Source organism: Mycolicibacterium komossense, from assembly GCF_025822605.1.
In the GTDB taxonomy this organism is placed as follows: Bacteria; Actinomycetota; Actinomycetes; order Mycobacteriales; family Mycobacteriaceae; genus Mycobacterium; species Mycobacterium komossense.
The window spans coordinates 66886-92563 of record NZ_JACKTY010000033.1 but is presented as its reverse complement, the minus strand read 5'-3'; the positions used below and the strand labels follow the sequence as shown (position 1 = coordinate 92563).

Annotated in this window: 27 protein-coding genes and 1 pseudogene; 12 read left to right on the top strand and 16 right to left on the bottom strand. The window is 65.8% G+C overall.

What is annotated here, in order from left to right; translation table 11 throughout:
- Positions 1-27: 27 nt before the first annotated feature.
- Together H7J73_RS21010 and H7J73_RS21005 are read right to left on the bottom strand one after the other, a co-directional pair.
- Positions 28-660, bottom strand: coding sequence for a hypothetical protein (locus H7J73_RS21010; RefSeq protein WP_264069590.1), 633 nt, complete (start codon positions 658-660; stop codon positions 28-30).
- 129 nt (positions 661-789) lie between these two features.
- A complete protein-coding gene (locus tag H7J73_RS21005; RefSeq protein WP_435405547.1) occupies positions 790-2034 on the bottom strand; it encodes an MFS transporter in 1245 nt (414 codons plus the stop codon).
- Positions 2035-2257: 223 nt separating this feature from the next.
- Here H7J73_RS21005 and H7J73_RS21000 point away from each other — a divergent pair, with 223 nt between their 5' ends.
- Entirely contained in the window at positions 2258-3454 is a 1197-nt protein-coding gene (locus tag H7J73_RS21000) for an ROK family transcriptional regulator (protein WP_264069589.1), read from the top strand.
- Between the two features lie 36 nt (positions 3455-3490).
- On the opposite strand, the gene H7J73_RS20995 is transcribed toward H7J73_RS21000, so the two are convergent.
- Complete coding sequence (locus H7J73_RS20995; RefSeq protein ID WP_264069588.1) at positions 3491-4129, bottom strand: HD domain-containing protein; 639 nt, start codon at positions 4127-4129, stop codon at positions 3491-3493.
- A gap of 95 nt (positions 4130-4224) precedes the next feature.
- Between H7J73_RS20995 and H7J73_RS20990 the strand changes: the two genes are divergently transcribed.
- The 6 genes from H7J73_RS20990 (at position 4225) to H7J73_RS20965 (ending at position 10561) form a co-directional block, all read left to right on the top strand.
- Positions 4225-5205, top strand: a complete 981-nt coding sequence (locus tag H7J73_RS20990) for a GlxA family transcriptional regulator (protein ID WP_264069587.1) — start codon at positions 4225-4227, stop codon at positions 5203-5205.
- A 174-nt stretch (positions 5206-5379) separates the two neighbouring features.
- Entirely contained in the window at positions 5380-6447 is a 1068-nt protein-coding gene (locus H7J73_RS20985) for a substrate-binding domain-containing protein (protein ID WP_264069585.1), read from the top strand.
- Positions 6448-6718: 271 nt separating this feature from the next.
- On the top strand, positions 6719-7957 hold the full coding sequence (locus H7J73_RS20980; RefSeq protein WP_264069584.1) for an acyl-CoA dehydrogenase family protein: 1239 nt from the start codon (positions 6719-6721) through the stop codon (positions 7955-7957).
- A complete protein-coding gene (locus tag H7J73_RS20975; protein ID WP_264069583.1) occupies positions 7958-9121 on the top strand; it encodes an acyl-CoA dehydrogenase family protein in 1164 nt (387 codons plus the stop codon).
- A 28-nt stretch (positions 9122-9149) separates the two neighbouring features.
- Positions 9150-9977: a mycofactocin-coupled SDR family oxidoreductase gene (locus H7J73_RS20970; protein WP_264069582.1), complete on the top strand. Its 828-nt coding sequence runs from the start codon at positions 9150-9152 to the stop codon at positions 9975-9977.
- Positions 9978-10039: 62 nt separating this feature from the next.
- Positions 10040-10561 carry an Rv1352/Rv1906c domain-containing protein gene (locus tag H7J73_RS20965; protein WP_264069581.1) on the top strand — a complete coding sequence of 174 codons (522 nt, stop codon included), beginning with the start codon at positions 10040-10042 and terminating at the stop codon, positions 10559-10561.
- An 8-nt stretch (positions 10562-10569) separates the two neighbouring features.
- Here the strand turns inward: H7J73_RS20965 and H7J73_RS20960 are convergent.
- The 3 genes and pseudogenes from H7J73_RS20960 to H7J73_RS20950 form a co-directional block, all read right to left on the bottom strand.
- Positions 10570-11350: pseudogene (locus H7J73_RS20960) on the bottom strand (hypothetical protein).
- Positions 11307-12512, bottom strand: a complete 1206-nt coding sequence (locus H7J73_RS20955) for an acyl-CoA dehydrogenase family protein (protein WP_264069579.1) — start codon at positions 12510-12512, stop codon at positions 11307-11309. Before H7J73_RS20955 ends, H7J73_RS20960 begins: the two are co-directional and overlap by 44 nt.
- Complete coding sequence (locus tag H7J73_RS20950) at positions 12509-13858, bottom strand: glutamine synthetase family protein (protein ID WP_264069578.1); 1350 nt, start codon at positions 13856-13858, stop codon at positions 12509-12511. The genes H7J73_RS20955 and H7J73_RS20950 overlap by 4 nt, the downstream gene beginning before the upstream one ends.
- Before the next feature lie 182 nt (positions 13859-14040).
- On the opposite strand from H7J73_RS20950, the gene H7J73_RS20945 reads away from it, so the two are divergent.
- Positions 14041-14793 (top strand): MetQ/NlpA family ABC transporter substrate-binding protein, encoded by a 753-nt coding sequence (locus H7J73_RS20945; protein ID WP_264069577.1) that lies wholly within the window; start codon positions 14041-14043, stop codon positions 14791-14793.
- A gap of 60 nt (positions 14794-14853) precedes the next feature.
- Complete coding sequence (locus tag H7J73_RS20940) at positions 14854-15402, top strand: winged helix-turn-helix domain-containing protein (RefSeq protein ID WP_264069576.1); 549 nt, start codon at positions 14854-14856, stop codon at positions 15400-15402.
- A gap of 31 nt (positions 15403-15433) precedes the next feature.
- Here H7J73_RS20940 and H7J73_RS20935 read toward each other — a convergent pair whose 3' ends face one another.
- The 3 genes from H7J73_RS20935 to H7J73_RS20925 form a co-directional block, all read right to left on the bottom strand.
- Positions 15434-16864 carry an SDR family NAD(P)-dependent oxidoreductase gene (locus tag H7J73_RS20935; protein WP_264069575.1) on the bottom strand — a complete coding sequence of 477 codons (1431 nt, stop codon included), beginning with the start codon at positions 16862-16864 and terminating at the stop codon, positions 15434-15436.
- A 73-nt stretch (positions 16865-16937) separates the two neighbouring features.
- Positions 16938-17180, bottom strand: coding sequence for a hypothetical protein (locus tag H7J73_RS20930; RefSeq protein ID WP_264069573.1), 243 nt, complete (start codon positions 17178-17180; stop codon positions 16938-16940).
- A 12-nt stretch (positions 17181-17192) separates the two neighbouring features.
- Positions 17193-18389: a glycoside hydrolase family 5 protein gene (locus H7J73_RS20925; protein ID WP_264069572.1), complete on the bottom strand. Its 1197-nt coding sequence runs from the start codon at positions 18387-18389 to the stop codon at positions 17193-17195.
- 198 nt (positions 18390-18587) lie between these two features.
- Between H7J73_RS20925 and H7J73_RS20920 the strand changes: the two genes are divergently transcribed.
- Positions 18588-19016 (top strand): MerR family transcriptional regulator, encoded by a 429-nt coding sequence (locus H7J73_RS20920; protein WP_264069571.1) that lies wholly within the window; start codon positions 18588-18590, stop codon positions 19014-19016.
- A gap of 93 nt (positions 19017-19109) precedes the next feature.
- Here H7J73_RS20920 and H7J73_RS20915 read toward each other — a convergent pair whose 3' ends face one another.
- Positions 19110-20198 (bottom strand): DUF2855 family protein, encoded by a 1089-nt coding sequence (locus H7J73_RS20915; RefSeq protein WP_264069570.1) that lies wholly within the window; start codon positions 20196-20198, stop codon positions 19110-19112.
- Positions 20199-20405: 207 nt separating this feature from the next.
- Entirely contained in the window at positions 20406-20774 is a 369-nt protein-coding gene (locus H7J73_RS20910) for a DUF1801 domain-containing protein (RefSeq protein ID WP_264069569.1), read from the bottom strand.
- A 189-nt stretch (positions 20775-20963) separates the two neighbouring features.
- On the opposite strand from H7J73_RS20910, the gene H7J73_RS20905 reads away from it, so the two are divergent.
- Positions 20964-22172, top strand: a complete 1209-nt coding sequence (locus tag H7J73_RS20905; RefSeq protein ID WP_264069568.1) for a cysteine desulfurase-like protein — start codon at positions 20964-20966, stop codon at positions 22170-22172.
- A gap of 9 nt (positions 22173-22181) precedes the next feature.
- On the opposite strand, the gene H7J73_RS20900 is transcribed toward H7J73_RS20905, so the two are convergent.
- The 5 genes from H7J73_RS20900 to H7J73_RS20880 all read right to left on the bottom strand — a co-directional run bounded on the left by H7J73_RS20900 (position 22182) and on the right by H7J73_RS20880 (position 25186).
- Positions 22182-22475: a DUF732 domain-containing protein gene (locus tag H7J73_RS20900; protein ID WP_264069567.1), complete on the bottom strand. Its 294-nt coding sequence runs from the start codon at positions 22473-22475 to the stop codon at positions 22182-22184.
- A gap of 139 nt (positions 22476-22614) precedes the next feature.
- Complete coding sequence (locus H7J73_RS20895) at positions 22615-22905, bottom strand: hypothetical protein (protein WP_264069566.1); 291 nt, start codon at positions 22903-22905, stop codon at positions 22615-22617.
- A 129-nt stretch (positions 22906-23034) separates the two neighbouring features.
- Positions 23035-23427, bottom strand: coding sequence for a MerR family transcriptional regulator (locus H7J73_RS20890; protein WP_264069905.1), 393 nt, complete (start codon positions 23425-23427; stop codon positions 23035-23037).
- 20 nt (positions 23428-23447) lie between these two features.
- Complete coding sequence (locus H7J73_RS20885; protein WP_435405546.1) at positions 23448-24953, bottom strand: SulP family inorganic anion transporter; 1506 nt, start codon at positions 24951-24953, stop codon at positions 23448-23450.
- A 65-nt stretch (positions 24954-25018) separates the two neighbouring features.
- Positions 25019-25186, bottom strand: a complete 168-nt coding sequence (locus tag H7J73_RS20880; protein ID WP_264069565.1) for a hypothetical protein — start codon at positions 25184-25186, stop codon at positions 25019-25021.
- Positions 25187-25267: 81 nt separating this feature from the next.
- Here H7J73_RS20880 and H7J73_RS20875 point away from each other — a divergent pair, with 81 nt between their 5' ends.
- Positions 25268-25624: a winged helix DNA-binding protein gene (locus tag H7J73_RS20875; protein WP_264069563.1), complete on the top strand. Its 357-nt coding sequence runs from the start codon at positions 25268-25270 to the stop codon at positions 25622-25624.
- The last annotated feature ends 54 nt before the right edge of the window (positions 25625-25678 follow it).

Below are 25678 nucleotides of genomic sequence, written 5' to 3'. Positions count from 1 at the left end.
TCGGTGCTGCACCGACTGGTCGCTCTCCTAGCTCGCTAGCGACAGCACTTCGGCGTCGACCCGGACAGCCGGCCGACCACTGACCGCACCGAACCGGTGTGCCAGCTCCTCGACGGTCATGTCCCGCAGCTGCGTGCCGCGCGGGGCGCGCGGAATATCCTGTCGCCCTTCGGCTTCGGGGCCATAGATGACGGCCCAACCAATTGTGACGTCAGCATCGGGATACGCGACGACGACGGTATCGCGCGGGGTCATCTGATCCAGGACGAACCCGACGGTGTACGAGGACTCGACGATCACCAGCACAGGATCCAGACCGCGCCCCGCGGCCTGCTCGAGCTGGGCCCGCAGGTCCTGCTGGACCTGGCCCGGCGCCAGCAGCGCCTGCAGGAACATCAGCTCGCCGGTGTGGTCGCGGTGCACCGCCCCAACCCTGGTACGCACCCACATGCCCTCGACCACGGCTTCGAGGTGTTCGAGGACGGGCGGCAGGTCGCGCCGATCGAGGCCGAACTGTTCGGTCAGTGCACCGCGGTAAGCGGCCCGCGCGGCACCCAGGTCCGCACCGCTACCGGTGCAGCCGCTGGGGATGCCCTGGTAGTGGATGGCGGGGTCGGCCTCGGGTTGGTAGCGGTAGATAACGTTCTCAGTGCTGGTCATCAGAGTGGACTCCTTTGGGAACTTCCCTTGCGAGGCCGAGCCAGCTGCCACGCCTAATCAGCGTGAAGTGCCGGCCTCCGGGCAGGTAGAACTCCAATCGTGTTGCATCTCTTCGTGCTTCGGTATGGATCATGCGGATGCTCCTTCCATGGTGGCGGAGAGACGTTGAAGCAGCACCGATATCGTCAGGACGACGAGTCCGACGACGGCGAGTGCGGCACCGGCCGCGGCAGGTGCGGTGTATCCGAATCCCGCGGCGATCACCAGTCCGCCCACCCATGCTCCGGACGCGTTGGCGATGTTGAGTGCGGAGTGGTTAAGTGCGGCGGCCAGAGTCTGAGCATCGGCGGCAACATCCATCAACCGGGTCTGCAGAGCGGGCCCGATGGCCGCGCCGGCGGCGCCGACTCCGAACAGCAACAGCAGGGCGGTCACCGGATTGTGCGATGCCACCACGAAGACTGCGAGCATCACACCAAGCGCGCCGATGCTGAGGTAGAGGCTGCGAACAACCGAGCGATCGGCCATTCGGCCGCCGACGATATTGCCGACCACCATGCCCGCACCGAACACCATCAGCGCCAAGGGCACCAGTGCCCGCGACAGCCCGGAGACATCGGTCAAGGTCGTGGCCACATAGGTGTAGACGGCGAACATGCCACCGAAGCCGACCATGCCGACCGCCAATGCCAGCCAGACCTGCGGACGCTTGAGCGCACCGAGTTCGGTCAGCGGGCTACTCGAGTGGGAAGCCGACATATTGGGCAGCCACAGGGCGAGAGCGGTCAATGTGATGAGACCGATGACGACGACGAGGCCGAACGCGCTGCGCCAGCCCAGGGCCTGCCCCAGCCAGGAGGCGATCGGGACGCCGATCACGGTGGCCACGGTCAGACCGGTCATCACCTGCGCAACGGCCTTGGCCCGCTTGCCCGGGCCGAGCATGCGGGCGGCGACCAGGGCGGCGATACCGAAGAAAGCGCCATGCGGCAGACCCGCGACGAACCGGGCCGCGATCAGCGATTCGTAGCTGGGGGCGCACACCGTCGCGACGTTGCCGAGGGTGAAGACCGCCATCAGCGCCAACAGGACTGCCTTGCGCGGCAACTTGGCGGTGAGCGCAGCGATCAGCGGTGCGCCGATGACGACGCCGAGAGCGTAGGCCGAGATGACATGACCGGCGGCGGGCTCGGAGATGTTCAGATTGCTCGCGATCTCAGGGAGCAGGCCCATTGCGACGAACTCGTTGGTCCCGATCCCGAATCCGCCGAGGGCGAGCGCCAGGACGGCCAGTTTCAGCACGGACGGCTGCGGGGCCACGAGGGATACGGGTCCCCGTGGGGCCTTGAGGGGCCGGGCAGCGGTGATGATCACAGGAAGTCTGCTTTCGGTCTGCAGTGAATGGGACGGTTGACCGGCCGTTTCTTCGGCTTTTCGGTGATGTCGGTCGGCACCTGCTGCACTGCAGAGCGCTCCGTCGAGTTTCAGAGTAACGAGACTTCTAACATCTATCCATCCCACTTAAGTCTTTTTGCGGACAAAGTGATAAGCCTTACAGACCTTGCCGATCACTGTTAACCCTTGTTTCAATGGGAATATGCCGGTCATTAGGGCGTCAGCCGCCAATAGGGCGCCCGCGACGGCCGGTGACGTCTTCGACCTCATTCGCGACGGTGTGGCGACCACCCGTTCCGAGCTACGCCGGCTCACCGGGTTGTCCCGGACCGCGGTCGCCGCCAGGGTGTCGGCACTGTCGGACCGCGGCCTGGTTGTCGAACGCGAAGAAGGGCTGTCCACCGGTGGCCGCCCGCCAACTCTGCTCACCTTCAACGCCGACGCGGGCGTGGTGCTGTCCGCCGCGATCGGCCGCAGCCGGACCCGGCTGGCCGTGTGCAATCTCGCCGGGGACATCCAGGCCATCGGCGATCTCGACCAGGAGGTCGGGATCGGGCCCGACGATCTGATGCCCGACGTGGTGAAACGACTCGAAGCGCTGCTCGAAGAGTCTGGGCACCAACCGGAATCCGTGCACGGGGTCGGGCTGAGCCTGCCCGGCACCGTCGACCAACAGCGCGGCTGCAGCCTCGACTCGCCCGTCATGAGCGGCTGGGACGGTGTCGGGCTCGATCCCTATTTCCGGGATCTGACCGCGGCCCCCATCCTGGTCGACAACGACGCGAACGTCATCGCGCTGGCTGAACGGCACGGCGGGCGACGCGGTGTCGACGATCTGCTGCTGCTGAAGATCTCCACCGGACTCGGCGCCGGAATCATCTCCGGTGGCGTTTTGCAGCGCGGCGCGGTCGGCGCGGCCGGCGAGTTCGGCCACAACAAGACACCGGCGGCGGCCGGCGTGCCGTGCCGCTGTGGAGATACCGGCTGCCTGGAAGCGATCGCAGGTGGTTGGGCACTCGTCCGGGCCCTGCAACGACAAGGCCACGCGGTCGGCCACGTGCGCGATGTCGTCGAGTTGGCCAATCGCGGTGAGCCCGAAGCACGTCGGTTGATCCGTGAAAGTGGCCGCCATGTCGGCGAGGTGATCGCCGGGGCGGTGAACCTGCTCAATCCGGCCGTCGTCGTCATCGACGGCGACATGTCCCGCGCCTACGACATACTGGTAGCCGGTCTGCGAGAGACGTTGTACGGCAATGCAACTGCGCTTTCCACACGGGTCCTGCAGGTCGTGCCGGCCACCTACGGTGACCGCTCCGGCGTGATCGGCAGCGCCACCTTGATCCTCAGCAGGATTCTGAGCGCCGGCGCGATCGACGCCGCGCTGCTGGTCAAACGCTGAGCGGCAGCGGAGTACAGCACACCGCACCCGTCGACGTCATTCCGGCCAGGCGGAGTTCTTGATGACGTCGACGAAATCGGTCCGCCGGAAGCCGGGCACGAAATGCTCCAGTACATCGGCGTTTACAGTGCCGAACGTGGTTTCCGGCCGTTCTGCGAACCCGTCGGCGAACGCCTGCAGGATCGCATTCTTGAAATCCGGTCGCGGATGCACGGCGGTGACGGCGTCGATCGCCGCCCTGTCGAGCTCAGTCAAGCGCAGACCCAGCACATCGGTCTCCACCCCGGCTGTGGTGGCGGCGATCACCGGTGACATTCGATAGGGCACTTCAGGTGTGGTGTGCAGGGCGATAGCCGTCCACACCGTATCGGTTTCGGCGGCGGAGAATCCCCTGGCGGCCAGGAACGCCCGCGCCGCGTCGGCACCGTCGAGTTCGAACCGTTGCGTGGTGCCGCGCACCGGCGGCACCAGACCGGTGTCGTGGAACAGGGCGGCAACGTAGAGCAGCTCGGGATCGGGCTCGATACCCAGTCGCTGTGACTGCAAGCTGCCGAACAGGAACACCCGCCGCGAGTGATGGAAGATCAGCGGCGTCGTGGTGTCGCGGATGAGTTCGGTTGCCTCATTGGCCAATGTGCTGTCAGGGATGCGGATTCCCGCGATGGTTTCGGTCATGTCATCGACTATCGGCCGTCAGCGACCTCACCACCGCGGTCCGTTCGGACACATAACCCTCGGATTCAGACATCCTCTCGGCGTACGCTGCGGACATGCCCGCTCGTCCGCACACGCCGCATCACGTCGTCGTGCTGGCCTTCGACGGAATCCAGGTGCTCGACGTGACGGGACCGGTCGACGCCTTCGCCTCGGCCAACACCTTCGACGCGCGTTACCGCATCACCACCGCCTCGATCGACGGCACCGACGTCGTGACCAGCTCGGGCACCAGGCTGGGGATGGACATTGCGGCCGCAGCCATCGGCGATCCCGTCGACACCCTGCTGGTGCCCGGCGCCCCGGACTGGCAGGCGGTGATCTCCGATGTGCAGCTGATCGATACCGTGCGGGCGCTGTCCGAGCGCAGCGCCCGCACGGTGTCAATCTGCGCAGGGGCATTTCCACTGGCCGCCACCGGATTACTCGACGGGCGTCGCGCCGCGACGCACTGGAAATTGGTCAAACACCTGACGGCCCGGTTCCCGGCGGTCCGGGTTGACGCCGGCGCGCTCTTCGTCAGTGACGGAAAATACGTCACCTCCGCCGGCGTGACCGCAGGGATCGATCTGACCCTGTTCCTGATCGAGCAGGACTACGGGGCGGCCATCGCCAGGGAGGTGGCCAGGGACCTGGTGGTCTTCATGGCGCGTCCGGGCGACCAGTCACAGTTCAGCGCGCGTTTGGATGCCCTGCCGACGTCGAATTCGGTGGTGCGCATCGTGATGGATCTCGTCACCGCGGACCCGCAGGCCAATCATTCGCAGACTTCCCTTGCCGCCGCCGCGGGAGTGAGCACCCGGCATCTGTCGCGGCTGTTTCTCGCCGAAACCGGCCATTCGCCAACATATTTCGTCGACCGAACCCGATTGGAAGCAGCGTGCGCGCTGTTGGTGGCGGGCAACGATCCACTGGATCTGGTGGCTGCGCGCACCGGCGTCGGCTCCGCCGAGACATTGCGGCGACTGTTTCTCCGCGAGCTCGGCGTCACTCCAGCGACGTACCGCAAACGGTTCCGGAGCACGACGCAGCGGTGATGCCTGCTCGCTCACCATGTTTCAGCTGGTGCCGGCCGTAATGGCACCGGCATCGCCTCGATCGGCACCGCTCTGGAAGTGATCTCAATTTTCATTGATGAGCGATGCACTTCGAACTCATCCTCTACCCTGGGTGCCGATGGCAAATGGCAGTCTTGTCGGGAAGGGTCCTCGATGATCGGGCGACGGCTGATCGTTGCAGCGACAATTGGTCTACTGGTGGTAGGGCTCACCATTGGTTGCAGCAACGGAAAACCCAAGAGCGACGGGCCGATCAGCGTCGCGGTGATCGTCAAGACGGAGACGAATCCCTTCTTCGTGGCGATCGAGAAGGGCGCGGAGAAAGCAGCGAAAGCGCAAGGGATCACCGTCACGCTCAGCGCGGGCAAAGAGGACGGCGACGTCGACAGCCAGGTCACGGCGATCAACGAGGCCGTCGCCAGGGGCGACAAAGGCATCCTGATCACTCCCAACGGCCCCGGGGTCAACGATGCAATCAGGACGGCCCGCGACGCGGGAATCTTCGTCGTCGCACTCGATACCAAACCCGATCCCGGTGACGTCGTGGACATCACCTTCGCCACCGACAACTTCGAGGCCGGTCGGCTGATCGGCAAATGGTCGGCCAAGAAACTCAACGGGCAACCTGCGGTGATCGCACTGCTCAACCTGTTCGAAAACCGCGATGTGTCATCAGATGTCGGCCGCAACCAGGGCTTCTTGACGGGGATGGGCATCCCAGTGGCCGACCCGATGAAGCTCGGCGACGAGGCAAAGTCCGGCAATTACAGCGCCGGCCCGTACACCATCGCCTGCAGCGTCCCGACCTTGGGCGCCGAGGACGGTGGCCGGAGCGGGATGACCGACTGCCTGCAGCGCAATCCCGACATCAACCTCGTTTACACGATCAACGAACCGGCAGCCAGCGGTGCCGCGCAGGTGCTGCAGGCGGCCAACAACAAGGCCGTCATGGTGTCGGTCGACGGCGGCTGCGACCCGGGAATCAAGTTGGTGCAGTCCGGGGCCATCGGGGCTACCGCCCTGCAGTATCCGGACGAGATGGCCGCCAAAGGTCTCGATGCGATCGTGGCCTATGTCAAGGACGGCACCACACCGATCCCCAACCACGGCCTCGACCTCATCACCACCGGCGTCACCTTGGTCACCAACGACCCTCAGCGCGATGTGCCCAGCATCGACGCCACCGAAGGACTGACCAAATGCTGGGGTAACCCCAACTGACGGGTCCGCAGATCAGCCGCGGGTGAGTTGGCCGTCGCTCCGGCGCCACAGCCGATCGGGACCGAGGTGGGCCAGACCCGGCCTTGGGTTCCAGGATCGGCAGCAGCACCCGCGCCTGCCCACAGTCGGATTCGTCTACGGGCAGGGCTGCCGTCGGCTGCCCCTCGAGATTGCTTGCCACCCTGACCACTTCGGCATCGTCGACACACCGGACGAGGCGGATTTGATCAAATCTTGTTGCCGCCCACCAACCAGTTGTACGGTCAGCACCATGGATTTGGACTGGTCACCCGAGGACCTCGCCTTCCGCGACGAGGTGCGGCAGTTTCTCGACGAGCGCCTGACCCCTGAGCTTCGTCAGGCCGGACGGTTGATGACCAGCGTGTATGCCGATCATGAGGCCAGTATGGCCTGGCAGGCGATCCTGCACGAACGTGGTTGGGCCGCTCCGGCGTGGCCGGTCGAGCACGGCGGTTGCGACTGGAGCCTCAACCAGCACTACATCTTCAGCCGGGAGTCGACGCTCGCCGGCGCGCCCGCCCTGTCGCCGATGGGCATCAAGATGGTGGCGCACGCCATCATCAAGTTCGGCACCGCCGAACAGCAGGATTTCTTCCTGCCGCGCATCCTGACCGGCGAGGTGTTCTTCTGCCAGGGCTACTCCGAACCGGAATCCGGCTCGGACCTGGCGTCACTGCAGATGGCCGCCGTCGTGGACGAAGGGGGCGGGGACTTCCTCTGCACCGGCAGCAAGATCTGGACCACCCACGCCACCGAGGCGAACTGGATGTTCGCGTTGGTCCGCACGTCGCGCCAGGAGCGCAAACAGCAGGGCATCACCTTCATCCTCATCGATATGGCCACCCCGGGTATCGAGGTCCATCCGCTGGTGATGACCTCCGGTGAAGAGGTCCAGAACCAGGTGTTCTTCGATTCCGTGCGGGTGCCCAGAGGCAATGTGCTCGGCCAGGTCGACGACGGTTGGACCGTCGCGAAATATCTGCTGGAGTTCGAGCGCGGTGGCGGCGCCACCGCCCCCTTCCTGCAGGTGATGGCCGACGAGCTCGCCGCCACCGCCGCCGACCAGCCGGGTCCAGGCGGTGGCCGGTTGATCGACGATCCGGCGTTCGCCTACAAGCTGGCCGACGCCAGGATCCGCACCGAGGTGCTGGAGATCCTGGAGTTCCGCACCCTGGCCGCCCTGGCCGGCGGCAAGAACCCCGGCCCGACGTCGTCGATGTTGAAGGTGTTGTCCACCGAGCTGAGCCAGCGACTGACCGAGCTGGCGATGGAGGCGGCCGGCCCTCGCGGCCGGGTCTACCAACCGCACGCCACGCGTCCGGGCGGCCCGGTGACCGAATACGATCCGCCACCAGACGGTTACGTCAGTGGCGAGCCGTGGCAGGCGGTCGCCCCGCTGAAGTACTTCAACGACCGGGCTGGCTCAATCTACGCCGGCAGCAACGAGATTCAGCGAAACATTCTCGCCAAAGCCGCATTGGGGCTGTAAATGGACTTCACACTGAGCAAGGAACAGGAACTGCTGCGCGACGGTCTGGCGAAGTTCGTCAGCACCCGCTATGACCTGGAAAAGAGCCGGGTAGCCGCCAAGACCGGTGCCGGCTGGCAACCCGATATCTGGCGGGCCTTCGCCGACGAACTGGGCATCCTCGGCGCCACCCTCCCGGAGGACGCCGGCGGCCTCGGCGGCGGACCGGTCGAGGTGATGGTGATCGCCGAGGCGTTGGGGTACGCCCTGGTGGTGGAGCCCTATGTCGACACCGTCGTCGTGGCGGGCGGCCTGCTGCAACGCGCAGGCTCGGCCCCTGCGGTACTCGAGCAGATTGTCGAAGGTAGGGCGGTGGTCGCGCTGGCCGTCACCGAACCGACCTCCGGTGACCACCTTGTCGACGTCTCCACCACCGCCAGGCGCGACGGTGACGGCTGGGTGCTGGACGGCACCAAGATCCTGGCGGTCTCGGCGCCGATCGCGACGCATCTGTTGATCACCGCCAGAACCTCTGGTGCACAAGCTGATACCGATGGCATCTCGCTGTTCCTCACCGAATTCGACGCTTCTGCTCCCCCACCAGGGGTCGAAGTGCACGGCTACCGGACCGTCGATGACCGCCGCGCAGCGGATCTGATATTCGACGGACTTCGCCTGCCCACAAGCGCTCTGCTCGGCGAAGAGGGCCGGGCCTGGCAGTCGTTGGCTCGGGCCCGCGACGAAGGTGCGGCGGCGGTGGCCGCCGAAGCCGTCGGATGTATGCGAAAAGTGTTGTCCGACACCGTCGAATACTGCAAGCAGCGCCACCAGTTCGGCCAGTCCATCGGCAGTTTCCAGGTGCTGCAGCACCGGATGGTCGACATGTACATGGAAGTCGAGCAGGCGGTCGCCGCTACCTATCTCGCGGTGCTGAACCTCGGCAGCGAACCCGAGGTCAGGGCCCGCGCCGTTTCCGCGGCCAAGGCCACCGTCGGGCGGGCGGCGCGCTTCATCGGCCAGAACGCAGTGCAACTGCACGGTGGGATGGGGATGACCGAGGAGCTCGCCATCGGGCATTACTTCAAACGCCTCACCGCCCTGCAGTATGAGTTCGGCAGCACCGACCACCACGTGCGCCGGTACGCCCAACTGACGCAGCACGCATTTCGGCGATCTGACCCGTAGGGGCCGGCCGCCGGGTAAGACACAACTCATGACTACCCCAGAGGCACCGTTGTCCGGCCGGGTCGCCTACGTCACTGGAGCCGCACGCGGGCAGGGCCGTTCGCATTGCGTGCGGCTGGCCAGGGCCGGCGCCGATATCGTCGCGATCGACGCATGCGGCCCGGTCGCCGCGCACAACGGCTACGAACCGTCGACACCGGAGGAGCTCGCCGAGACGGTGCGTCTCGTCGAAGGTGAGGGGCGCAAGATCCTCGCCAAGGAGATCGACGTCCGCGACCTGGAAGGTCAGCAACGCCTGGTCGCCGACGCCCAAGAACAGTTCGGCCGGCTCGATATCGCCGTCGCCAACGCCGGCGTCCTGAACTGGGGCCGGCTCTGGGAGATCTCGGCCGAACAGTGGCAGCAGGTCCTCGACGTCAACCTGACCGGGGTGTGGAACACGATGAAAGCGGTGGTGCCGGCGATGATCGAAGCGGGCAACGGCGGCTCGATCATCAACGTCAGTTCGGCCGCCGGGATCAAGGCAGTACCCGGCTGCGGGCACTACTGCGCCAGCAAGTTCGGCGTGGTGGGCCTGACCAATTCGTTGGCAATCGAGCTGGGCGAGTACGGAATTCGCGTCAACTCGGTGCACCCGTACGGTACCGACACCCCGATGGGCAACGACCTGTCGATGTACGGGATGTTCCAGGAGCATCCGACCTACGTCTACAGCTTCTCCCCCGGCGCCCTGCCCACCGAATCGCTCGCCGACCCCGGGCTGATCAGTGACATCGTCCTGTGGCTGGCCAGCGATGCGTCGTCGTTGGTGACCGCGGCGCAAATCCCCGCCGACAAGGGCTACCTGAAGATCTGAACTGGGCAGCGCGGGAGACAACGAATAGCAATATAAGCTAACTACCGGCTATTCTGATGCGCATGGGCTTGAAGAAAGCAGCCTGCAAAGTTTCCTTTGTCGGCGCAACAGTGCTGGTCGCGGCGTGGACCGCAGCGTCAGGGATGGCTGTCGCCGACCCGACGACCCCTGATCCCGCCCCGCCGGCGCCGGTAGGACCGGCCCCGGGTCCGACCCCGTCCGGATCGGCCCCAGCCGCACCGGCAACGTCGATCTCCACCGACGGGACATTCACGGTCGGCACCGACATCGCGCCGGGCACCTACTCCACCGCGGGCCCCGTCGGTGACGGCGCCTGCTACTGGAAGCGGATGAGCAACGCCGCCAGCGACAACATCATCGACAACGCTCTCACCAAGAAGCCCCAGATCGTGCAGATCGAGGCGACCGACGCGAAGTTCAAGACCAGCGGCTGCCAGCCCTGGACACTCACCGACCAGGCGCCCCCGTCGACCGGACCCACCGGCCTGCTTGGGCAACTCCAGTTGGGCGCGATCATGGGCGATCTGAACAACCGGGCAGCTCAGGCCCCACCTGCGCCGTAACCGGGCGTCTAAGACTCACCGAGATGCGCCGCAATCCAGCCTTGGCCGGCCTTCGCTGTGCGCACCAGCGCCCCTAACTCGCCGACGTAGTCGACGAGGGCACCCACAGCCGGCAGCATCCCCAGATACCGGAAGACGCCCCGCGGCCGAGGCCGCTTGGCAAGTTCGTCGCCGATAGCGCGGAACAGCCCGATCAGGTGCAGGGCGAGGTGAGGCAGATCCGACGGAATCTGGCCGCTGTTCCCGTCACCATCCTGGTCCCCGTCGAGATCCCGACGGCACAGCACCGCGGCCAGCAGACGGACCTGCTGGCGGCGATCGGTGACACCGTATTCGCGTGCCACCGCACATAACACGATGGCCTGGCTGGTGAACCCGACGAGATCCTGAACCGGCAGCCGGTCCCCCAGCACACCGAGCGCACCCGGGAAGGCGACCGCAATGGTGTCGACGGCCCCGACCCGCCACACCCACCAGTTGACGCGGGCATGCACATCCATCTCGGTCCATGCCATCGTGCCGGGAACTTCGCCTGCATTGAGTGCCCACGCCACCGCGTCCACGGCCTTGCCGAAGGCACCCTCGGCAGCGCCGAGATGATGCGTACGGCTCTTCAATCCCAGCGGATCGGTACCCCCACAGCACGTCCAGCATGGGATCCACGATCTGCACGACGCGAATCAGCGCCTGCGCGAGTTCGGCGTCGGTAATGACCGTCTTGGGCAGCGAAATGAGGCTCACCCGGTCAGAAGTACCCGTTCGCCGGTGGATACACCCCGTTGACCGCATAATTGCCCGCGGCGTAGGCCTTGTAGTCGAGCGGGTTATGGCTGGCGAGGGTGCGGGCGTTGCGCCAGTGCCGATCGAGGTTGAGGGCCCGGGCGGTCGCCGAGGCTCCGCCGGTGTCGAACACCCTCTCGGCCGCGGTCAGGGTCAGCCGCTCGGCGACCAGTTGTGCCTTCGCCACCGCCACCGCCGCGGCAGCCAGCGCGTCGGGGTCGTCCTGGCGGCCGCCGTCCACCACCGAGTCCAGGGTGTCGGCCGCCGCCAGCACCAGCGTGTGCGCCGCCGACGCGGCTGCGGCGATCTCACCGACGGCCTGCAGTACGAACGGATCCTCGACGGCGGTATCGGCCAGGGAGTGGGCGGCCGGACGTGCCCGCTGCCGGACGTAGTCGACGGCGTCATCGGCAACGGCCTGGGCGATACCGGCGGCCACCGCGGCCAGATAGAGCTGCAGGAAGGTAGTGGAGTGCCCGAGGTGTGCTCCGTCAGAGACGGTGGTGACCTCGACCGGGTGCACCTCGACATCGGTGAAACGGGTTCCGCCGCTTGCGGTTGTGCGTTGCCCGAACCCGTCCCAATCGTCGTACAGTTCGACACCGGCCCGGTCGACGGGCACGATCGCCTGGAGATCGCGTCCTTGCGCATCGACAGCCGAGACCGCGATCAGGTCGGCGTACAGGGTGCCCGTGGAGTAGAACTTGTAGCCGTTCAACCGCAGCACCCCGTGCTCGTCGGCCAACAAGGTGGTCTCGGAGCTGCCCGAGGTGCGGCCACCGACGTCGGTGATCGCATTGCCCAACACCACCCCGTCGGCGATTCTCGGGAACCACTCGCGGCGCTCGGCCTCGGTCGCCCGGTTGCTGAGCAGACGTTCGGCGTAGCCGTAGTGGGCGCGAAGCGCCTGTGCCACATTGGAATTGCCCCGCGCTATGTCGATCACCGCCGACAGCACGTCCCGGATGCCGCCGCCCGGCCCGCCGTAGCGGCTCGGCACCCGCAGCCCCAGGACACCACTGGCCCGCAGCTGCTCGACGGCGTCGTACTGCAGCACCCGGTCGCGGTCGGCGGCGGCATCGCCTCGGCGCAGTTCGGCGACGATTCCGGGTAGGCGACCAAGCCGGTCGGTGACGCTGCCACCGCGAGGTTCGCTGCGGACCGCGGTCATGAGCCGGTCAGGTAGCGTCGCCGTTCCCAGTCGCTGACGTGGCTCTGATACTGCACCCATTCGCTGCGGGCGATCGACGCGAAGTCCAGCACCGAGTCCGCCCCGAGGATCTCGAGGATGGTGTCATCCTGGGTGGCCAGGGCCAGCGCGGTGCCCAGCGACTCCGGCAGCGGCGAGCCCTTACCGTAGAGGTTGCCGGTGGCCGGCTCGGGTGGGCGCCGTCCGGCTTCGAGGCCCGCGATGACCGCGGCCAGCGCCGAGCCCACCAACCAGTACGGGTTGGCATCCGAAGCGCCGGTGCGCAATTCGATGCGGGTGGCGCTCGGCGATGCCTCGACGAGTGATCGCACCGCCGCGCTGCGATTGTCCCGGCTCCAGTTCACGGTGTCTGGCGCGAAGGAATCCGGCACGTAGCGCCGGTAGGCATTCACCGAATGCGCACCGAACAGGGTGATCGACGGCAGATGATCGAGCAGGCCGGCGATCGCGTGCAACGCCACCTGACTCTCGGCACCGTCGACGGGTGCGAAAGCGGCTGTGTCGTCCTGCCATAACGAGATGTGCAGGTGCGCTGAGCTACCCGATTGGTCGGAGAACGGCTTGGGCATGAAGCTGGCGATCTTGCCGTGCTTGCGTGCCACTTCCTTGGCGGCGTACTTCAGCCGGGCACTATCGTCGGCGGCGTCGAGGGCGTCGTCGTAGATCAGGTTGGTCTCGACCTGTCCAGGACCGTATTCGGTCTGGATACCCTCCAATCTGGTGAAGGCGCCGAGGTTTTCGTAAAGGTCACCCAGAATCGGGTCGAGCGCGTTGGCGTTCTCCAATGAGTATGCGTGGATATCGTGCTGGATCGGCGAACCATCGAGTTCGAGGAGGTAGAACTCGAACTCGACTCCCACTTTGGCGGTGTAGCCCAGCCCCGCCAACCGGTCCAGCACGCGACGCAGCACGGCCCGTGGATCCAGCAGTGACGGGGTTCTGTCGTGCCTGACGATGTCGGAGATGACATGCCCGACTCCCGGTCGCCATGGCAGCGGCCGGAAGGTGGAGAAATCCGGAATCGCATAGACGTCGGGATAGCCGCCGTCCCAATTGGTCAGCCGCAGACCGTCGATCACGGTGGCGTCGGTATTCCATCCGAGCGCAGCCTCGCAGAAGGCGAAGCCGGTGCCCTGCGCCCGATCCAGGAACTGCCGGGCCGGTATCCGCTTGCCGGCGGCATGACCGAACGGATCACTCCAGGCCACTTCGATCTCGAACAACGACCCTTCGGCGATACCCCGCACCAGGTCGCTGGCGGCCGGCGTATCGCCCAAACGTTCTGTTTGCGTGATTGTTTCGGACATCAGCGGTCGTCTTTACCGAGTCGGCTGGCGATGGGCATGAGGCACCTTAGGGCCGCGGCACGTCACCGGGCCACATCTGAAGTCACCGTGAGCGATAGGACGACACAATTGGACACATTCGGACCCCAGTGGAGTCGCCTCCAGCCGTTGCGATCTCGGAGAACGCCGGTAGTGTTCGCGCAGTGAGCAGTTCGCTTCGCGCCGTCACCGGCCTGGGCAAGACGCCCGTGCGGGTCGGCGCGACGCCGGTTCCACATGCCGAGATCCTCAACCACGTGCGTGACATCCTGGCCGAGCGCGACTTCGATCTTCAGATCGAGATCTTCGAGACGTTCGACGAACCCAATGATCTCCTCGTCGACGGTCGCCTGGACGCCAATTTCTTCCAGTACCTGCCGTTCCTCGACGATTTCAACCGCCGTAGCCGAGCGAACCTGGTCCCGATCGTGCCGGTGCACATCGAACCGTTCGGCCTTTACTCCACCCACATCGGCGATCTCGATGCCATCCCGAACCACGCCGAGATCGCGCTACCCGCCGACCCGGTCAACGTGTCGCGATCATTGGCAATGCTCGCCGATCTCGGTCTCATCGAATGCCCGGTCGATCCCGAGACGCCGGCGTCGGTTCTCGACATCCGGTCGAATCCCTACGGCCTGGTGCTCAAGAAAGTCAGCAGCGCCCAGTTGGCCCGGGTACGCGACGATTTCGACATCGTGTTCCTGTTCGGAAACCAGGCGATGGGCCTGGGGGTCGACACCGGTACCGCGCTGTACTGCGACCGCGGCAACCCCGCGTACGCGGAGTACCTCGTGACCCGACCCGAACGCCGCGAAAGCCCCGAGATCCGTGCCCTGGCGGCAGCACTGCAGTCCCCGTCGACCCGGGACTTCATCGACGCGGCCTACCGCGGACAAGTGGTCGCCGCGTTCTGATTGCGCTCAGGACGACGCAAACGGTGTACCTCTTACCGTTGGCCCCGGACAGTGGTGGGCGTGTACCAAGCTGTGCCCGAACCGGGCGACGCGCCCGGAACCGCCGTGCAGATCGTCCTGGTCATCGAGGTGCCGCCGGGCCTGTCGGACTCGGCGCCTGAAGCGATGCGCCTGGCCGATGAGTTCGGCACGCTGATCTCGCAGTGGTTGCCCGGGGTGCGCGCGCAGAAGGCGGTCACGTCGGCACTCGGTGCGCAACGCCAGGAACCGCTCGTTGCGGATCGCCCGACCGGCCTGGTCATCGACCTGGCGAACCGTCGCGTCAGCATCGACGGATACCCGCTACGGCTCGCCTACCGGGAGTTCGCGCTGCTGGCCTATCTGGCCCGGATACCGCACCGGACGGTGTCCAGGGAAACGCTGCTCGCGCACGTGTGGCGGGATCGGCACGCAGGCCACGCAGATATCTCCGACCGGACCGTCGACACCCACATCCGTCGCTTGCGGGCCAAACTCGGCGAGCACGCTCACGTACTGACCACGGTTCGCGGGCACGGCTACCGCTTCGATCCTGGGACACCAGGTCATGTCCGCCTGACCAACGGCTGACCTGAGCCAGGGTGCGGGGCGCCCCGCGCTCTCACCAGTTGCTTGGTGAATAGTCCTTGAGGAAACAGCCGTGTACGTCCTCGCCGGCCTCGCCGCGGACGATCGGGTCATACACGCGGGCAGCACCATCGACGAGATCGAGCGGAGCGTGAAAACCCTCGTCCGCCAACCTCATCTTGGTCGGATGCGGACGCTCGTCGGTGATCCAGCCGGTGTCGACGGCGGTCATCAAAATGCCGTCCTGTTCTAGCATTTCGCCCGCACTGGTCCGGGTGAGCATGTTCAGCGCGGCCTTGGCCATGTTGGTATGCGGGTGACCCGGCCCCTTGTAGCGGCGACTGAATTGACCTTCCATTGCCGACACGTTCACCACGTACTTCCGTCGCGCGGGTGAGGCGGCCATCGCCCGGCGCAACCGGCTGACCAGGATGAACGGCGCCGTCTGATTACACAGCTGCACCTCGAGCAGTTCCATCGCGTCGACCTCGTCCACGCGTTGGGTCCAGCTGTTCACCGAGGCGGTGTCCGGTAGCAGGCCACCCGCGTCGATGGCGATACCCGCCGCGATCCGGTCAGGCGACGCGCTACGGGCGGTCAGCGCCAGTTCGGTCAACGCGTGCGGGGTCTGGTGTTCGGCGAGGCTGCCGGCCAGCGCCGCCGGGTGTGCGTCGCTGACGTGGTCGAAAGCGATGACGTCCACCAACCCCGAGGTGAGCTCGGGCGGCGGGGTGCGTTCCGCTTCGACCAACGCCGAATAGGAGCCCGGCGCCCGCCGGACCGTCTGGGCGGCGTTGTTGATCAGGATGTCCAACGGCCCCTGCGCGGCCACCGTGTCGGCCAGCGCGACGGCCTGCGCCGGGTCCCGCAGGTCGATACCCACCACGCGCAGCCGGTGCAGCCAGTCGGCACTGTCGGGCATCGCGGCGAAGCGGCGCACGGCGTCGTTCGGAAAGCGGGTGGTGATCGTGGTGTTCGCGCCATCGCGCAGCAGACGCAGCGCGATATACATACCGATCTTCGCGCGACCACCCGTGAGCAGGGCCGTCCGGCCGGTCAGGTCGGTTCGGGCGTCGCGTTTGGCCCGGTTGAGCGCCGCGCAGTCGGGGCAGAGCTGGTGGTAGAACGCATCGACGACGGTGTAGTGGGTCTTGCATACGTAGCAGGCCCGCGACCGGATCAGGGTGCCCGCCGAGGCCCCAACGGCGTTCGACACCAGCGGCAGGCCCTGGGTTTCGTCGTCGATGCGGCCGGGGGCGCCGGTCGCGGTGGTCGCCACGACGGCCCGGTCGGCGGCCGAGATCGCATCTCGTTTCGCGTGCCTGCGGGCCTTCTTCACCGATTTGAAGATGCCGGCCGTTGCCAGCCGGACCGCCACGGCATCGGGGTGTTCAGGAGGCAGCGACCCGACCTCTGACAGCACCTGCAGGCAGGTACTGAGTTTGTCTGGATCGATAGCATTCACGCAGGAAAGGGTACTGGCGAGCGCCCCGAAACACCGAAATCACGTGACTGCGGCGACGCTGTGCGTGCTCTGACTAGACACCGTTGGGCGGGGAAAGCACCGTCCTGTGGACCTCCACCTTGTGCAGGTAAACCGCCGTGAGAAAGTGGGCGGCCCCAACCAGCAGCAGCGGCCAGAGCAGGCCGGCAACGAGAACCGCCGACGGGTCTGACGCACGATCGCCGTTGCCGTCCCGCAGCCAGCTTGGTGTGGAATTGGCAAAGGCAAGGGAGGACACCACGACACCGAGCAAGTACATCATCGCAGCTGAGAACATGAGCGTCCCTATCTAACCGGTATAGCGGATCCCATTGGGGGACTTGGATAGTGCAGCGAACAGGGGGTCTTGAGGTCCGATGTCCATCGTGCATTCTTCTGACCGGGGATCGGGCACGTAGTTCCACAGGATGGCCCCCGCCGACCCGGCCTGGCGCTGGGCTTGCACCTTCTGTGTCAGGAAGGAAGCACGCTCGTCCAGCGATCCGCACGAGCCGGCCGGTTGCCCCAATTCGCCGATGACAAGTGGCTTGCCGACCGATTTGGCTTGTTGCAGGCGTCGTTCCACGCCGTTGTACTGGTCACCGGGGAGCAGCACCCCGGCCGGCCCGTAATCGTGGACATCGAGAACGTCGATCGACGGTGAACCGGCGACCAGCGCGTAGTCATCGCCTGCGGTTCCGCATTGGCCGCCACCGGCCAACCCCGCCCAGATCGGGGTGTACGCATCGCGAGCGCGAAGTCGACTGCCTGCGGTATCGAAGAACGACCGCAGGGTGGCTGCTGCGTCGGCGGGGCAGATGCGCTGCTGCCACTGGCATGTGGTGTCGAGACAGATGCCCGTTTCGGGCTCGCCGACGAGTTCCCAGCCTGCCAGTGCCGGCGAGTTGTGCCACCGGGCGACAGCGGTGTCGAGCCATCGTGCATACGACGACGCTGCCTGGATGCCTTGCCAGCCGCCGGCGAACCAGTCGTGATCTTTGAACCCACCGTCCCCGCAGGCGCCTTCGCCGGAACTGAGCACCGCGATAACAAGCTGGTCATGACGTGCAGCAGTGACGAACACCGCATCGAGGGCGCGGAAATCCTGCGCCCCGCTGTGCTTATTGGTGGCGAGTGCGGCAAAGGCATCGAATCGGGTGACCGAATGTGGCGGCAGTGAGCCAAAGTAGTCGTCGAGGTCGACCTGGGCTCCGCAGCCCTTGTTCACATCCCAGTTGGTGCCGAGTTCATAGGCGTTGAAACCAGTCGGCCACCACGGGTTCCCGTCGAGAGTGAGCGCACCGTTGACGACGCTGACCCGCGGTCCCGCTGTCGCGGGGAGGGCCACCGGGCCTGAACCGACTTGCACCCTTGCGATGGGCGCACTCGACACCTGGTCCGAATCCGTGGCGTGAGCGTCGGGCAGCCCTGAATTGGAGCCCCAGGCGTAGGCCCCTGCCGCGACAACTACCGCGACCAGGGCAGCAACGCATGCCCGACGGTTCATGGTCCCCCAGATTGTCGATGCCTGTAGAGAAGGTCAGATGCCGCACCCGCACACAAACTTCGGACTGACGTCCGATTTTCTACAATCCACTCGTCGAAAACCTCTAGCTCACGATGCAGATTTGTTTTATCAGCATCGGAAGACATTCGCAATCTCTAATTGATGATTTTGGTCGGTGTAGCCCATAGAATGCCGTCTATGACCGACCGGACAGACGACCGTCGCCATGAAGGCGAACGGCCTGCGCTGAGCCACGCGGTGTACGGCATCTCGGTGGCTTCGGAATTGACTGACATCCCCGTACAGACACTGCGGCTCTGGGAGCGCCAGGGCCTACTGGCCCCTCAGCGCAGCAAGGGCGGGACGCGACGCTTCAGCGCCGACGACATCACCCTCATCCGGCGCATCGCTGCACTCGTTGCCGACGGAGTGAACCTCGCAGGTGTCGCCCGCATCCTCGACCTGCGTGACGCCAACGAAGCCTTGCGGGACAACAACAAAGCACTCCAGGAAGACAACGACATCCTGCGCTCTGCCGCCGGCTACGATTTCGAAGAACGTCAATCGGTTCACAGCCAGCGTGCCCGCACCGACGGGACACGCAACCGCGCACGACAGACGGGCTAGCTGGGCTAACGGATGGTTTCCCCAGCTGTCCGGCTCCAGATTCTTACCCGGTCGGTGGCAGGCTGAACCGAAAAGGCTTACGGGCGTTGGTCGTCAAGGGAGCATTCGACTGATCGTCCCCATTGCCGGGTCGAGTTTGCCGTCCAGTAGCTCGAGATAGGCCCGCTGGATCTCGGTGTCGGTCGAGATCTCCTCAACCCGCAGCCAACCGGATGCCCATTGCGCAAACGGAATCCACGCGTCGGCGACCTTCTGGTCGAGTTGTGCGGTCCCCCAGTCGGCCCCGCGTTTGGTGATCCGGTCGGGAGCGAAGAAGAACGTCGGTTTCGGGCCCGCCAGGTCGCCCGCCCCGGGGGCCATCTGGGTCCAGTGGGTCACCCCGACCGCGGCGCTGTGGGCCAACCGCTCGTCGTAACGGGCGTGGACGTCGCTGCGGATCCGGCCGTCCCCGGAGACGTCGACGTAGACAGCACGCTCACCGGGTAGCCGTGCGACGTCGCCGTAGAGGTACACCGCGTCGTATACCTTCAACCCCTCGACGAATTCGCGGTTCCCCGCAGACGTCAGTCCCACGACCCGGATGTCGTCGCGCCTGGCCAGCAGGTAGGCCGCGATGATCGCGGTCTTCGATGAAGCACTGGAGATCACGATGGTGTCCGCGCCGAAGAACGGTTTGCCTTCCAGGAAGTTGTCCGCCAGGAAGTCGTCGATCAGGAAGGACGTATAGAAAAGCGGGAAGAACAGGGTGTGTTCCGCCTCGCGGTCGGCTGAGTAGACCGGGTCGGTCTCGATATTGCGGTAGGCCTGGTACGCCGAGGGCAGCCCCGCCCGGTGCGGGGCAGCGTCGATGAAACCCTTGGTGTCGACGCGGCCGGGGACCACCAGCAGGTGGCTCGCACACGGCAGGTAGCCGTACACCCGCATCCCCGCAACCAAGTCAGGATGGCGGGATTCTTCGACGTGGGCATAACCCCAGACGTTCAGCTTGCCCCAGCCCGGGTCGGACGCCGGGAAGAATTCCCAGTAGTTCATCGCGTCGCCGAACACGGCGTAGGTGATGTTGTTCGAGGTCAGGCCGAACGACTCGATCCGGAGTAACGCCTCGCCGCTCTGGGGAACCGGCGGGTCGCGGTCGACCAAGCGGGTGTCGTGCAGGTCCTTACGGTTCAGCTCCAAGTCCACCCGTCAACACTAGGACTGATGCCGTACCGACCGTGACGGTTGTGGGATTCTCGTACGGTCGCCGTCCAATTCATCGAGGCGGCGCGGGGCCGCGCTGGCGTGGGCTGACCACCGGTGGACAGTACACCTGACTCGACGCAGAGCATCCAGACCCTGACAACGCCGCCCCGGCCAGCTGAAAAGCGCAGTAGAACAACAGCTTCGAGGTCATCGGGTATTGAGTTCGACGGCGGCCCGAATCAGCGCCGTGAACGCCTTCTCGTCGACCGCGTCGTCTTTGCGAAAATCGATGGCACGCCGCGTGTTTCCGCCGAGGCTGGAATTGAACAACCCCTTCGGATCGTCCAGCGATGCGCCCTTGGCGAACGTCACCTTGACGTAGTCCTTGTACGTCTCACCGGTGCAGAGCATTCCGTCGTGATACCACGTCGGAACGCCGCGCCACTTCCACTCCTCGACCACGTCGGGGTCGGCCTGCTTGATCAGCGCGCGCAGCGCTGCGAGCGTCTCGCCGCGCCAATCCCCAAGCTCCTTGATTCGGGCGTCGATCTTTTCCGAGGGCGATTCTTCTGCCATCAGCGCAGCTCCTGAATCCTGATCATGTTTACACACCCAGCGACGAGCGCCGAAAGCGAAGTAGACCTCGGTGACGCTGTAGTCCCTCGGCGCAGCAGCGTGAGGTCACGCAGTTGCTTCGCGGCGGTGTCCGGCGGGCTCACCCCTGCGATGGTAGATAAGGAGCCAACCCTAGGAGGCCTCATCTCTGTGTTGCCCGCACTCGATGTCGACGCGCTCCGCGCGCATTTCCCCGCGCTGGCCGGCGGCGCCGCCCATTTCGACGGACCCGGCGGCTCGCAGACGCCCGACACCGTCGCCGACGTCATCCGGTCGACACTACTGAGCCCGTTGGCCAACCGTGGAGTGACGACGAGAGCCGAGCACAATGCCGAGGAGACCGTCGTGCAGTGCCGGCGTGCGCTGGGCGATCTGCTCAACGCCGACCCCGCCGGAGTGATCTTCGGTCGAAGCATGACCTCGCTGACCTTCGAGCTCTCCCGAACCCTGGCGGCCGGCTGGCGGGCCGGCGACGAGATCGTCGTCACCCGGCTCGACCACGACGCCAACGTCCGACCCTGGGTCATCGCCGCACAGCGGGCGGGAATGGTGCTCCGCTGGGCGGAGTTCGATCCCTCGACCGCCGAGCTGCCGGCGGCGAATATCGAAGCGCTGCTCTCCCCGCGCACCCGGCTGGTCGCGGTGACTGCCGCGTCCAACCTGATCGGCACGATGCCCGATATACCGGCGATCGCCGCCGTGACCCACGCCGCCGGGGCGCTGCTGTACGTCGACGGCGTGCACTACACCGCACACCACGCTGTCGACGTCGACGAGCTCGGCGCCGATTTCTTCGCGTGCTCGCCCTACAAATTCCTCGGCCCGCATTGCGGAGTGGTGGCGGGCCGACCAGAGATTCTGGCGCAGCTGCATCCGGACAAGCTGGCGCCGTCGACGGATCAGGTGCCGGAACGGTTCGAGCTTGGCACCCTGCCCTACGAGCTGATGGCCGGTACCACGGCGGCCGTGGATTTCCTTGCTGCACTGGGCGATACCGGCGGCGGCCGGCGCCAACAATTGGTGACTGGGATGGCCGCTGTGGCCCAGCATGAAGACGGGTTGCGCGACACGATCGAGGCGGCCCTGCGTCGGCTTCCTGGCGCCACCATCTACTCCCGGGCGCAGCGGCGGACCCCGACGCTGCTCGTCACGTTCGCCGGGCACGACTGCGCCCGGATCAGCGCATTTCTGGCCGAGCGCGGTGTCAATGCACCGGCCGGGTCCTTCTACGCCTACGAGGCAGCACGGCACCTGGGCCTGGAGGCGTCCGGCGGAATCCGGATCGGTCTCGCGCCGTACAACAACGCCGACGACGTGCACCGACTGCTCGACGCCCTGGCCGATTGCCTCATCCCATGATTCCCGCGGTCAGTCGAGGCAGCCCAGGCCCTGCCGGGCGGCGGTGACCATCTTGACGGCGCTGTAGCGCGGCACGGACAGATCGGTCTCGACCATCCACACCGCGTCCTGGGTTTTCATCCCGCCGTCGAAGGACTGGCACACGCGATAGCCCTCGTCGACCAGTCGCTGAGGTCCGTAGATCCACGAGATGGTGTCACCGTGGAAGTAATCGAGGAACGCGCCGACATCTGCTTGGGCCGGCGGAGCCGCGGCCAGAATTTCCACTACAGCCAAGCCAGCGGCCATCGCCACACGCTTCATGCTCTTCTCCCCGACGGATCGACGCAGCTCTTTGCGAATCAAATACTAGAACGTGATTTCAATTCTGTGCGCTGTCCGCAGCACAAAACACCCGCTGTGCCGTCGTGATGCACAGCGGGTGCGAGCAGGTGCCGGCCGGTCAGGGCAAGCAGGGATCCGATCCGGGGGTGTAGTAGGGCACCCCTTCTGCGGTGTAGCACGGTGGCTGACCTGCAGCCATCTGCGCCGCTGCATCCTCGGGGGGCGCCATCGCGGCACCCGCTACGGCGGCACCAGCCACCGCGTCACCGGCGATGTCCGTGCATCCACCGACATCAACGTGCCGTCCGCCGGCATCGGCGCACACATCGGCGTGGGCGGCAGGCGCGATCGCCGCCGGTACCGCCGCCAGCGCCATGGTGGTCATGACCGCCGCTGCGAGCTTCTTCATGGTGACATTCCCGTCGTTACCAGCCCCGGCCCCGTGATGATCGGCTCACCCTATACGCACTATCACGCTCAAGCAGAGGTTTAGACCTGCCGATCAGCAGGGAAACTGGAGGTAGGACCTAGGGAGCGGCTACCGCTGCCGGTTCACCATCTCGTCGGCCCGCTCCGTCAGCAGCCCGCTCAACTCCTCGGCATGGGCAAGGTGCTTTCTGAGTTTCACGGCACTCTCCTGCGCCTTGGACTGGAGCTCCCGAAGGACGCGCACCGCATCGGTGCGACGTTCATCCGAGGCTTCGGCACCGGCAAGAAGGTCCAGCGAATCGAGCAACTCCTTCATCTCGGCCAGGGCGAAGCCCAGCGGCTTCATCCACCGGATGACGAGCAGTCTTTCGACGTCCGCCTCGGTGTAGAGGCGGAAGCCGCCGACCGAGCGGGCCGACGGGGTCACCAGCCCGACTTCGTCGTAGTGCCGCACGGTGGTGATGGAAAGCTCTGTGCGCGCGGCAACGTGACCGATCTGCATCTGGGCGCCGTCACCGTCGCTCACTGTCCGGCCCCGAGGGTGCCGGAGAGCCGGCCGTGGCGGTCGGCCGAATCGGTGTCGAGGCCGATGATCTCGACGCGTTTGCCTTTGGCGTGATACTTCGTGGTCACCGCGTCCAACGCTGCCACCGTGGAGGCATCCCAGATGTGCGATTCGGACAGGTCGATGACGACATGGACGGGATCGTCGGCGTAACTGAACTGGTAGACCAGGTCGTTGCTGGAGGCGAAGAACAACTCTCCGGTGACCCGGTACACAACGGTGTCAGCCGCGTCGTCGCCGGCTTCGATCCTCTCGACGGTGACCAGATGGGCGACGCGACGCGCGAACAGGACCATCGCGGTCACCGCGCCGACGATGACACCGTAGGCGAGGTTGTTGCTGGCGACGGTGACTGCCACGGTGGCCACCATGACCAGGGTCTCGCTGCGCGGCATCCGGCGCAGCGTGGCGGGTGCGATGCTGTGCCAATCCATGGTCCCGACCGACACCATGATCATCACCGCCACCAGCGCCGCCATCGGGATCAGCCCGACGATGTCGCCGAGCCCGACGACCAGCACGAGCAAGAACAGCCCGGCCAGGAACGTCGAAATGCGGGTCCGCGCACCGGAGACCTTGACGTTGATCATGGTCTGGCCGATCATCGCGCAACCACCCATGCCGCCGAACATCCCGGTGACGATGTTGGCTACGCCCTGGCCCCAGCTCTCGCGGGTCTTGTCGCTGTGGGTGTCGGTGATGTCGTCCACCAGCTTGGCGGTCAGCAGGGACTCCAACAGTCCGACCAGCGCTACCGCCAGCGCATACGGCGCGATGATCGAGAGCGTGTGCAGGTTCAGCGGGACATGCGGCAGCATCAGGCTGGGCAGGCTCGTGGGCAGTTCACCTTCGTCGCCCACGTTCGGGATGTGCACCTTGAGCAACAGCACCGCGGCGGTGATGATCAGGATGGCGATCAGCGGCGCGGGGATCGCCGTCGTCAGTCGCGGCAGGAACACCACGATCAGCAAGCCCGCCGCGACAAACGGATAGACCAGCGCCGGCACCCCGACCAGATACGGCAACTGCGACAGGAAGATCAGGATGGCCAGCGCATTGACGAACCCGACCATCACGCTGCGCGGGACGAATCGCATCAGGCGAGCCGCACCCAACAGGCTGAGCACGATCTGCAGGACACCTGCCAGCAGGACAGTGGAGATGAGGTAGTCGAGACCGTGCTCACGAACCAGCGGGGCGATCACCAACGCGACGGAACCGGTTGCCGCCGAGATCATCGCGGGACGCCCTCCGGTGATGGCGATCGTCACCGCCATGGTGAAAGACGCGAACAGTCCGACCCGCGGGTCGACGCCGGCGATGATAGAGAATGAGATCGCCTCGGGGATCAGCGCCAGCGCGACAACCAGGCCGGCCAGTACTTCGATCCTGAGCAGTCGCGGTGACCGTAGTGCGGCCATTACTGAAATACCGGAATTCGCTTGAGCTGGCACGGGTTCCATTCGATGCGGGCGTGCGACGGCCGCGACGGTGCGGAGTCCTATCGACGGCGAACCCTACTCTCACCTTAGGGAAGAGTACGAACCGGCGGCGGTGCGACGAAGATCATGTCAAGATCGGCCACCTGCGCGGCGAGCCTGGCCCCGAAGGCATTTGGCGTCACCAGACCCTCGGTGTAGACGACGTCGTCGGCCGCCTCCGCTGTGACGTCGAAGAACGGCTCGAAAATGTCCATCAGGATCACTTCGTTGCCGTTGGTGCACAACGCTATTCGCCCCGATGGGCACAGGAGGTTTTCGGTGCGCCGCTCGCGGAGATGGCGGACGATGTGGGGCCGCTTGGTCGCAGTGGTCAGCACGGAAAAGTACCGGCCGCCGGGAAGCTGGTCGGCCGTGGGCTCGTCACGCCCACCACCGATCCGCACGACCGGCGCCCGGTGCGGCTTCGCCTGACGACAAAGGCCAAGAACCACAAGCGCGATATCGACGTTGCCTGGGCTTCTGCCGTCGGACAGCAGCTTTCGACCATGACCGTGGCCGACGTCAGCATTCCCACCAAGGCCGCCCCATTGCTCAAGCAACTCGGCACAATGACCCAGCGGTGTTGCTCAATCACACTCGAACTGTCAAAAGCGCACCCTAATCGAATCCTTGCCAGTATGTTCACCTGCTAGATTGACCCGCGGTTCCGTTTGCTGGCGAAGGTGCCATCGGAGCTCAGCAGGGGG

Excerpts from the sequence above, each read along its gene's own strand:
- H7J73_RS21010 (WP_264069590.1), bottom strand. The coding sequence starts at position 660 with ATGACCAGCACTGAGAACGTTATCTACCGCTACCAACCCGAGGCCGAC.
- H7J73_RS21000 (WP_264069589.1), top strand. The coding sequence starts at position 2,258 with ATGCCGGTCATTAGGGCGTCAGCCGCCAATAGGGCGCCCGCGACGGCC.
- H7J73_RS20995 (WP_264069588.1), bottom strand. The coding sequence starts at position 4,129 with ATGACCGAAACCATCGCGGGAATCCGCATCCCTGACAGCACATTGGCC.
- H7J73_RS20990 (WP_264069587.1), top strand. The coding sequence starts at position 4,225 with ATGCCCGCTCGTCCGCACACGCCGCATCACGTCGTCGTGCTGGCCTTC.
- H7J73_RS20985 (WP_264069585.1), top strand. The coding sequence starts at position 5,380 with ATGATCGGGCGACGGCTGATCGTTGCAGCGACAATTGGTCTACTGGTG.
- H7J73_RS20980 (WP_264069584.1), top strand. The coding sequence starts at position 6,719 with ATGGATTTGGACTGGTCACCCGAGGACCTCGCCTTCCGCGACGAGGTG.
- H7J73_RS20975 (WP_264069583.1), top strand. The coding sequence starts at position 7,958 with ATGGACTTCACACTGAGCAAGGAACAGGAACTGCTGCGCGACGGTCTG.
- H7J73_RS20970 (WP_264069582.1), top strand. The coding sequence starts at position 9,150 with ATGACTACCCCAGAGGCACCGTTGTCCGGCCGGGTCGCCTACGTCACT.
- H7J73_RS20965 (WP_264069581.1), top strand. The coding sequence starts at position 10,040 with ATGGGCTTGAAGAAAGCAGCCTGCAAAGTTTCCTTTGTCGGCGCAACA.
- H7J73_RS20955 (WP_264069579.1), bottom strand. The coding sequence starts at position 12,512 with ATGACCGCGGTCCGCAGCGAACCTCGCGGTGGCAGCGTCACCGACCGG.
- H7J73_RS20950 (WP_264069578.1), bottom strand. The coding sequence starts at position 13,858 with ATGTCCGAAACAATCACGCAAACAGAACGTTTGGGCGATACGCCGGCC.
- H7J73_RS20930 (WP_264069573.1), bottom strand. The coding sequence starts at position 17,180 with ATGTTCTCAGCTGCGATGATGTACTTGCTCGGTGTCGTGGTGTCCTCC.
- H7J73_RS20925 (WP_264069572.1), bottom strand. The coding sequence starts at position 18,389 with ATGAACCGTCGGGCATGCGTTGCTGCCCTGGTCGCGGTAGTTGTCGCG.
- H7J73_RS20920 (WP_264069571.1), top strand. The coding sequence starts at position 18,588 with ATGACCGACCGGACAGACGACCGTCGCCATGAAGGCGAACGGCCTGCG.
- H7J73_RS20910 (WP_264069569.1), bottom strand. The coding sequence starts at position 20,774 with ATGGCAGAAGAATCGCCCTCGGAAAAGATCGACGCCCGAATCAAGGAG.
- H7J73_RS20900 (WP_264069567.1), bottom strand. The coding sequence starts at position 22,475 with ATGAAGCGTGTGGCGATGGCCGCTGGCTTGGCTGTAGTGGAAATTCTG.
- H7J73_RS20895 (WP_264069566.1), bottom strand. The coding sequence starts at position 22,905 with ATGAAGAAGCTCGCAGCGGCGGTCATGACCACCATGGCGCTGGCGGCG.
- H7J73_RS20890 (WP_264069905.1), bottom strand. The coding sequence starts at position 23,427 with ATGCAGATCGGTCACGTTGCCGCGCGCACAGAGCTTTCCATCACCACC.
- H7J73_RS20885 (WP_435405546.1), bottom strand. The coding sequence starts at position 24,953 with ATGGAACCCGTGCCAGCTCAAGCGAATTCCGGTATTTCAGTAATGGCC.
- H7J73_RS20880 (WP_264069565.1), bottom strand. The coding sequence starts at position 25,186 with ATGGACATTTTCGAGCCGTTCTTCGACGTCACAGCGGAGGCGGCCGAC.
- H7J73_RS20875 (WP_264069563.1), top strand. The coding sequence starts at position 25,268 with ATGGCGGACGATGTGGGGCCGCTTGGTCGCAGTGGTCAGCACGGAAAA.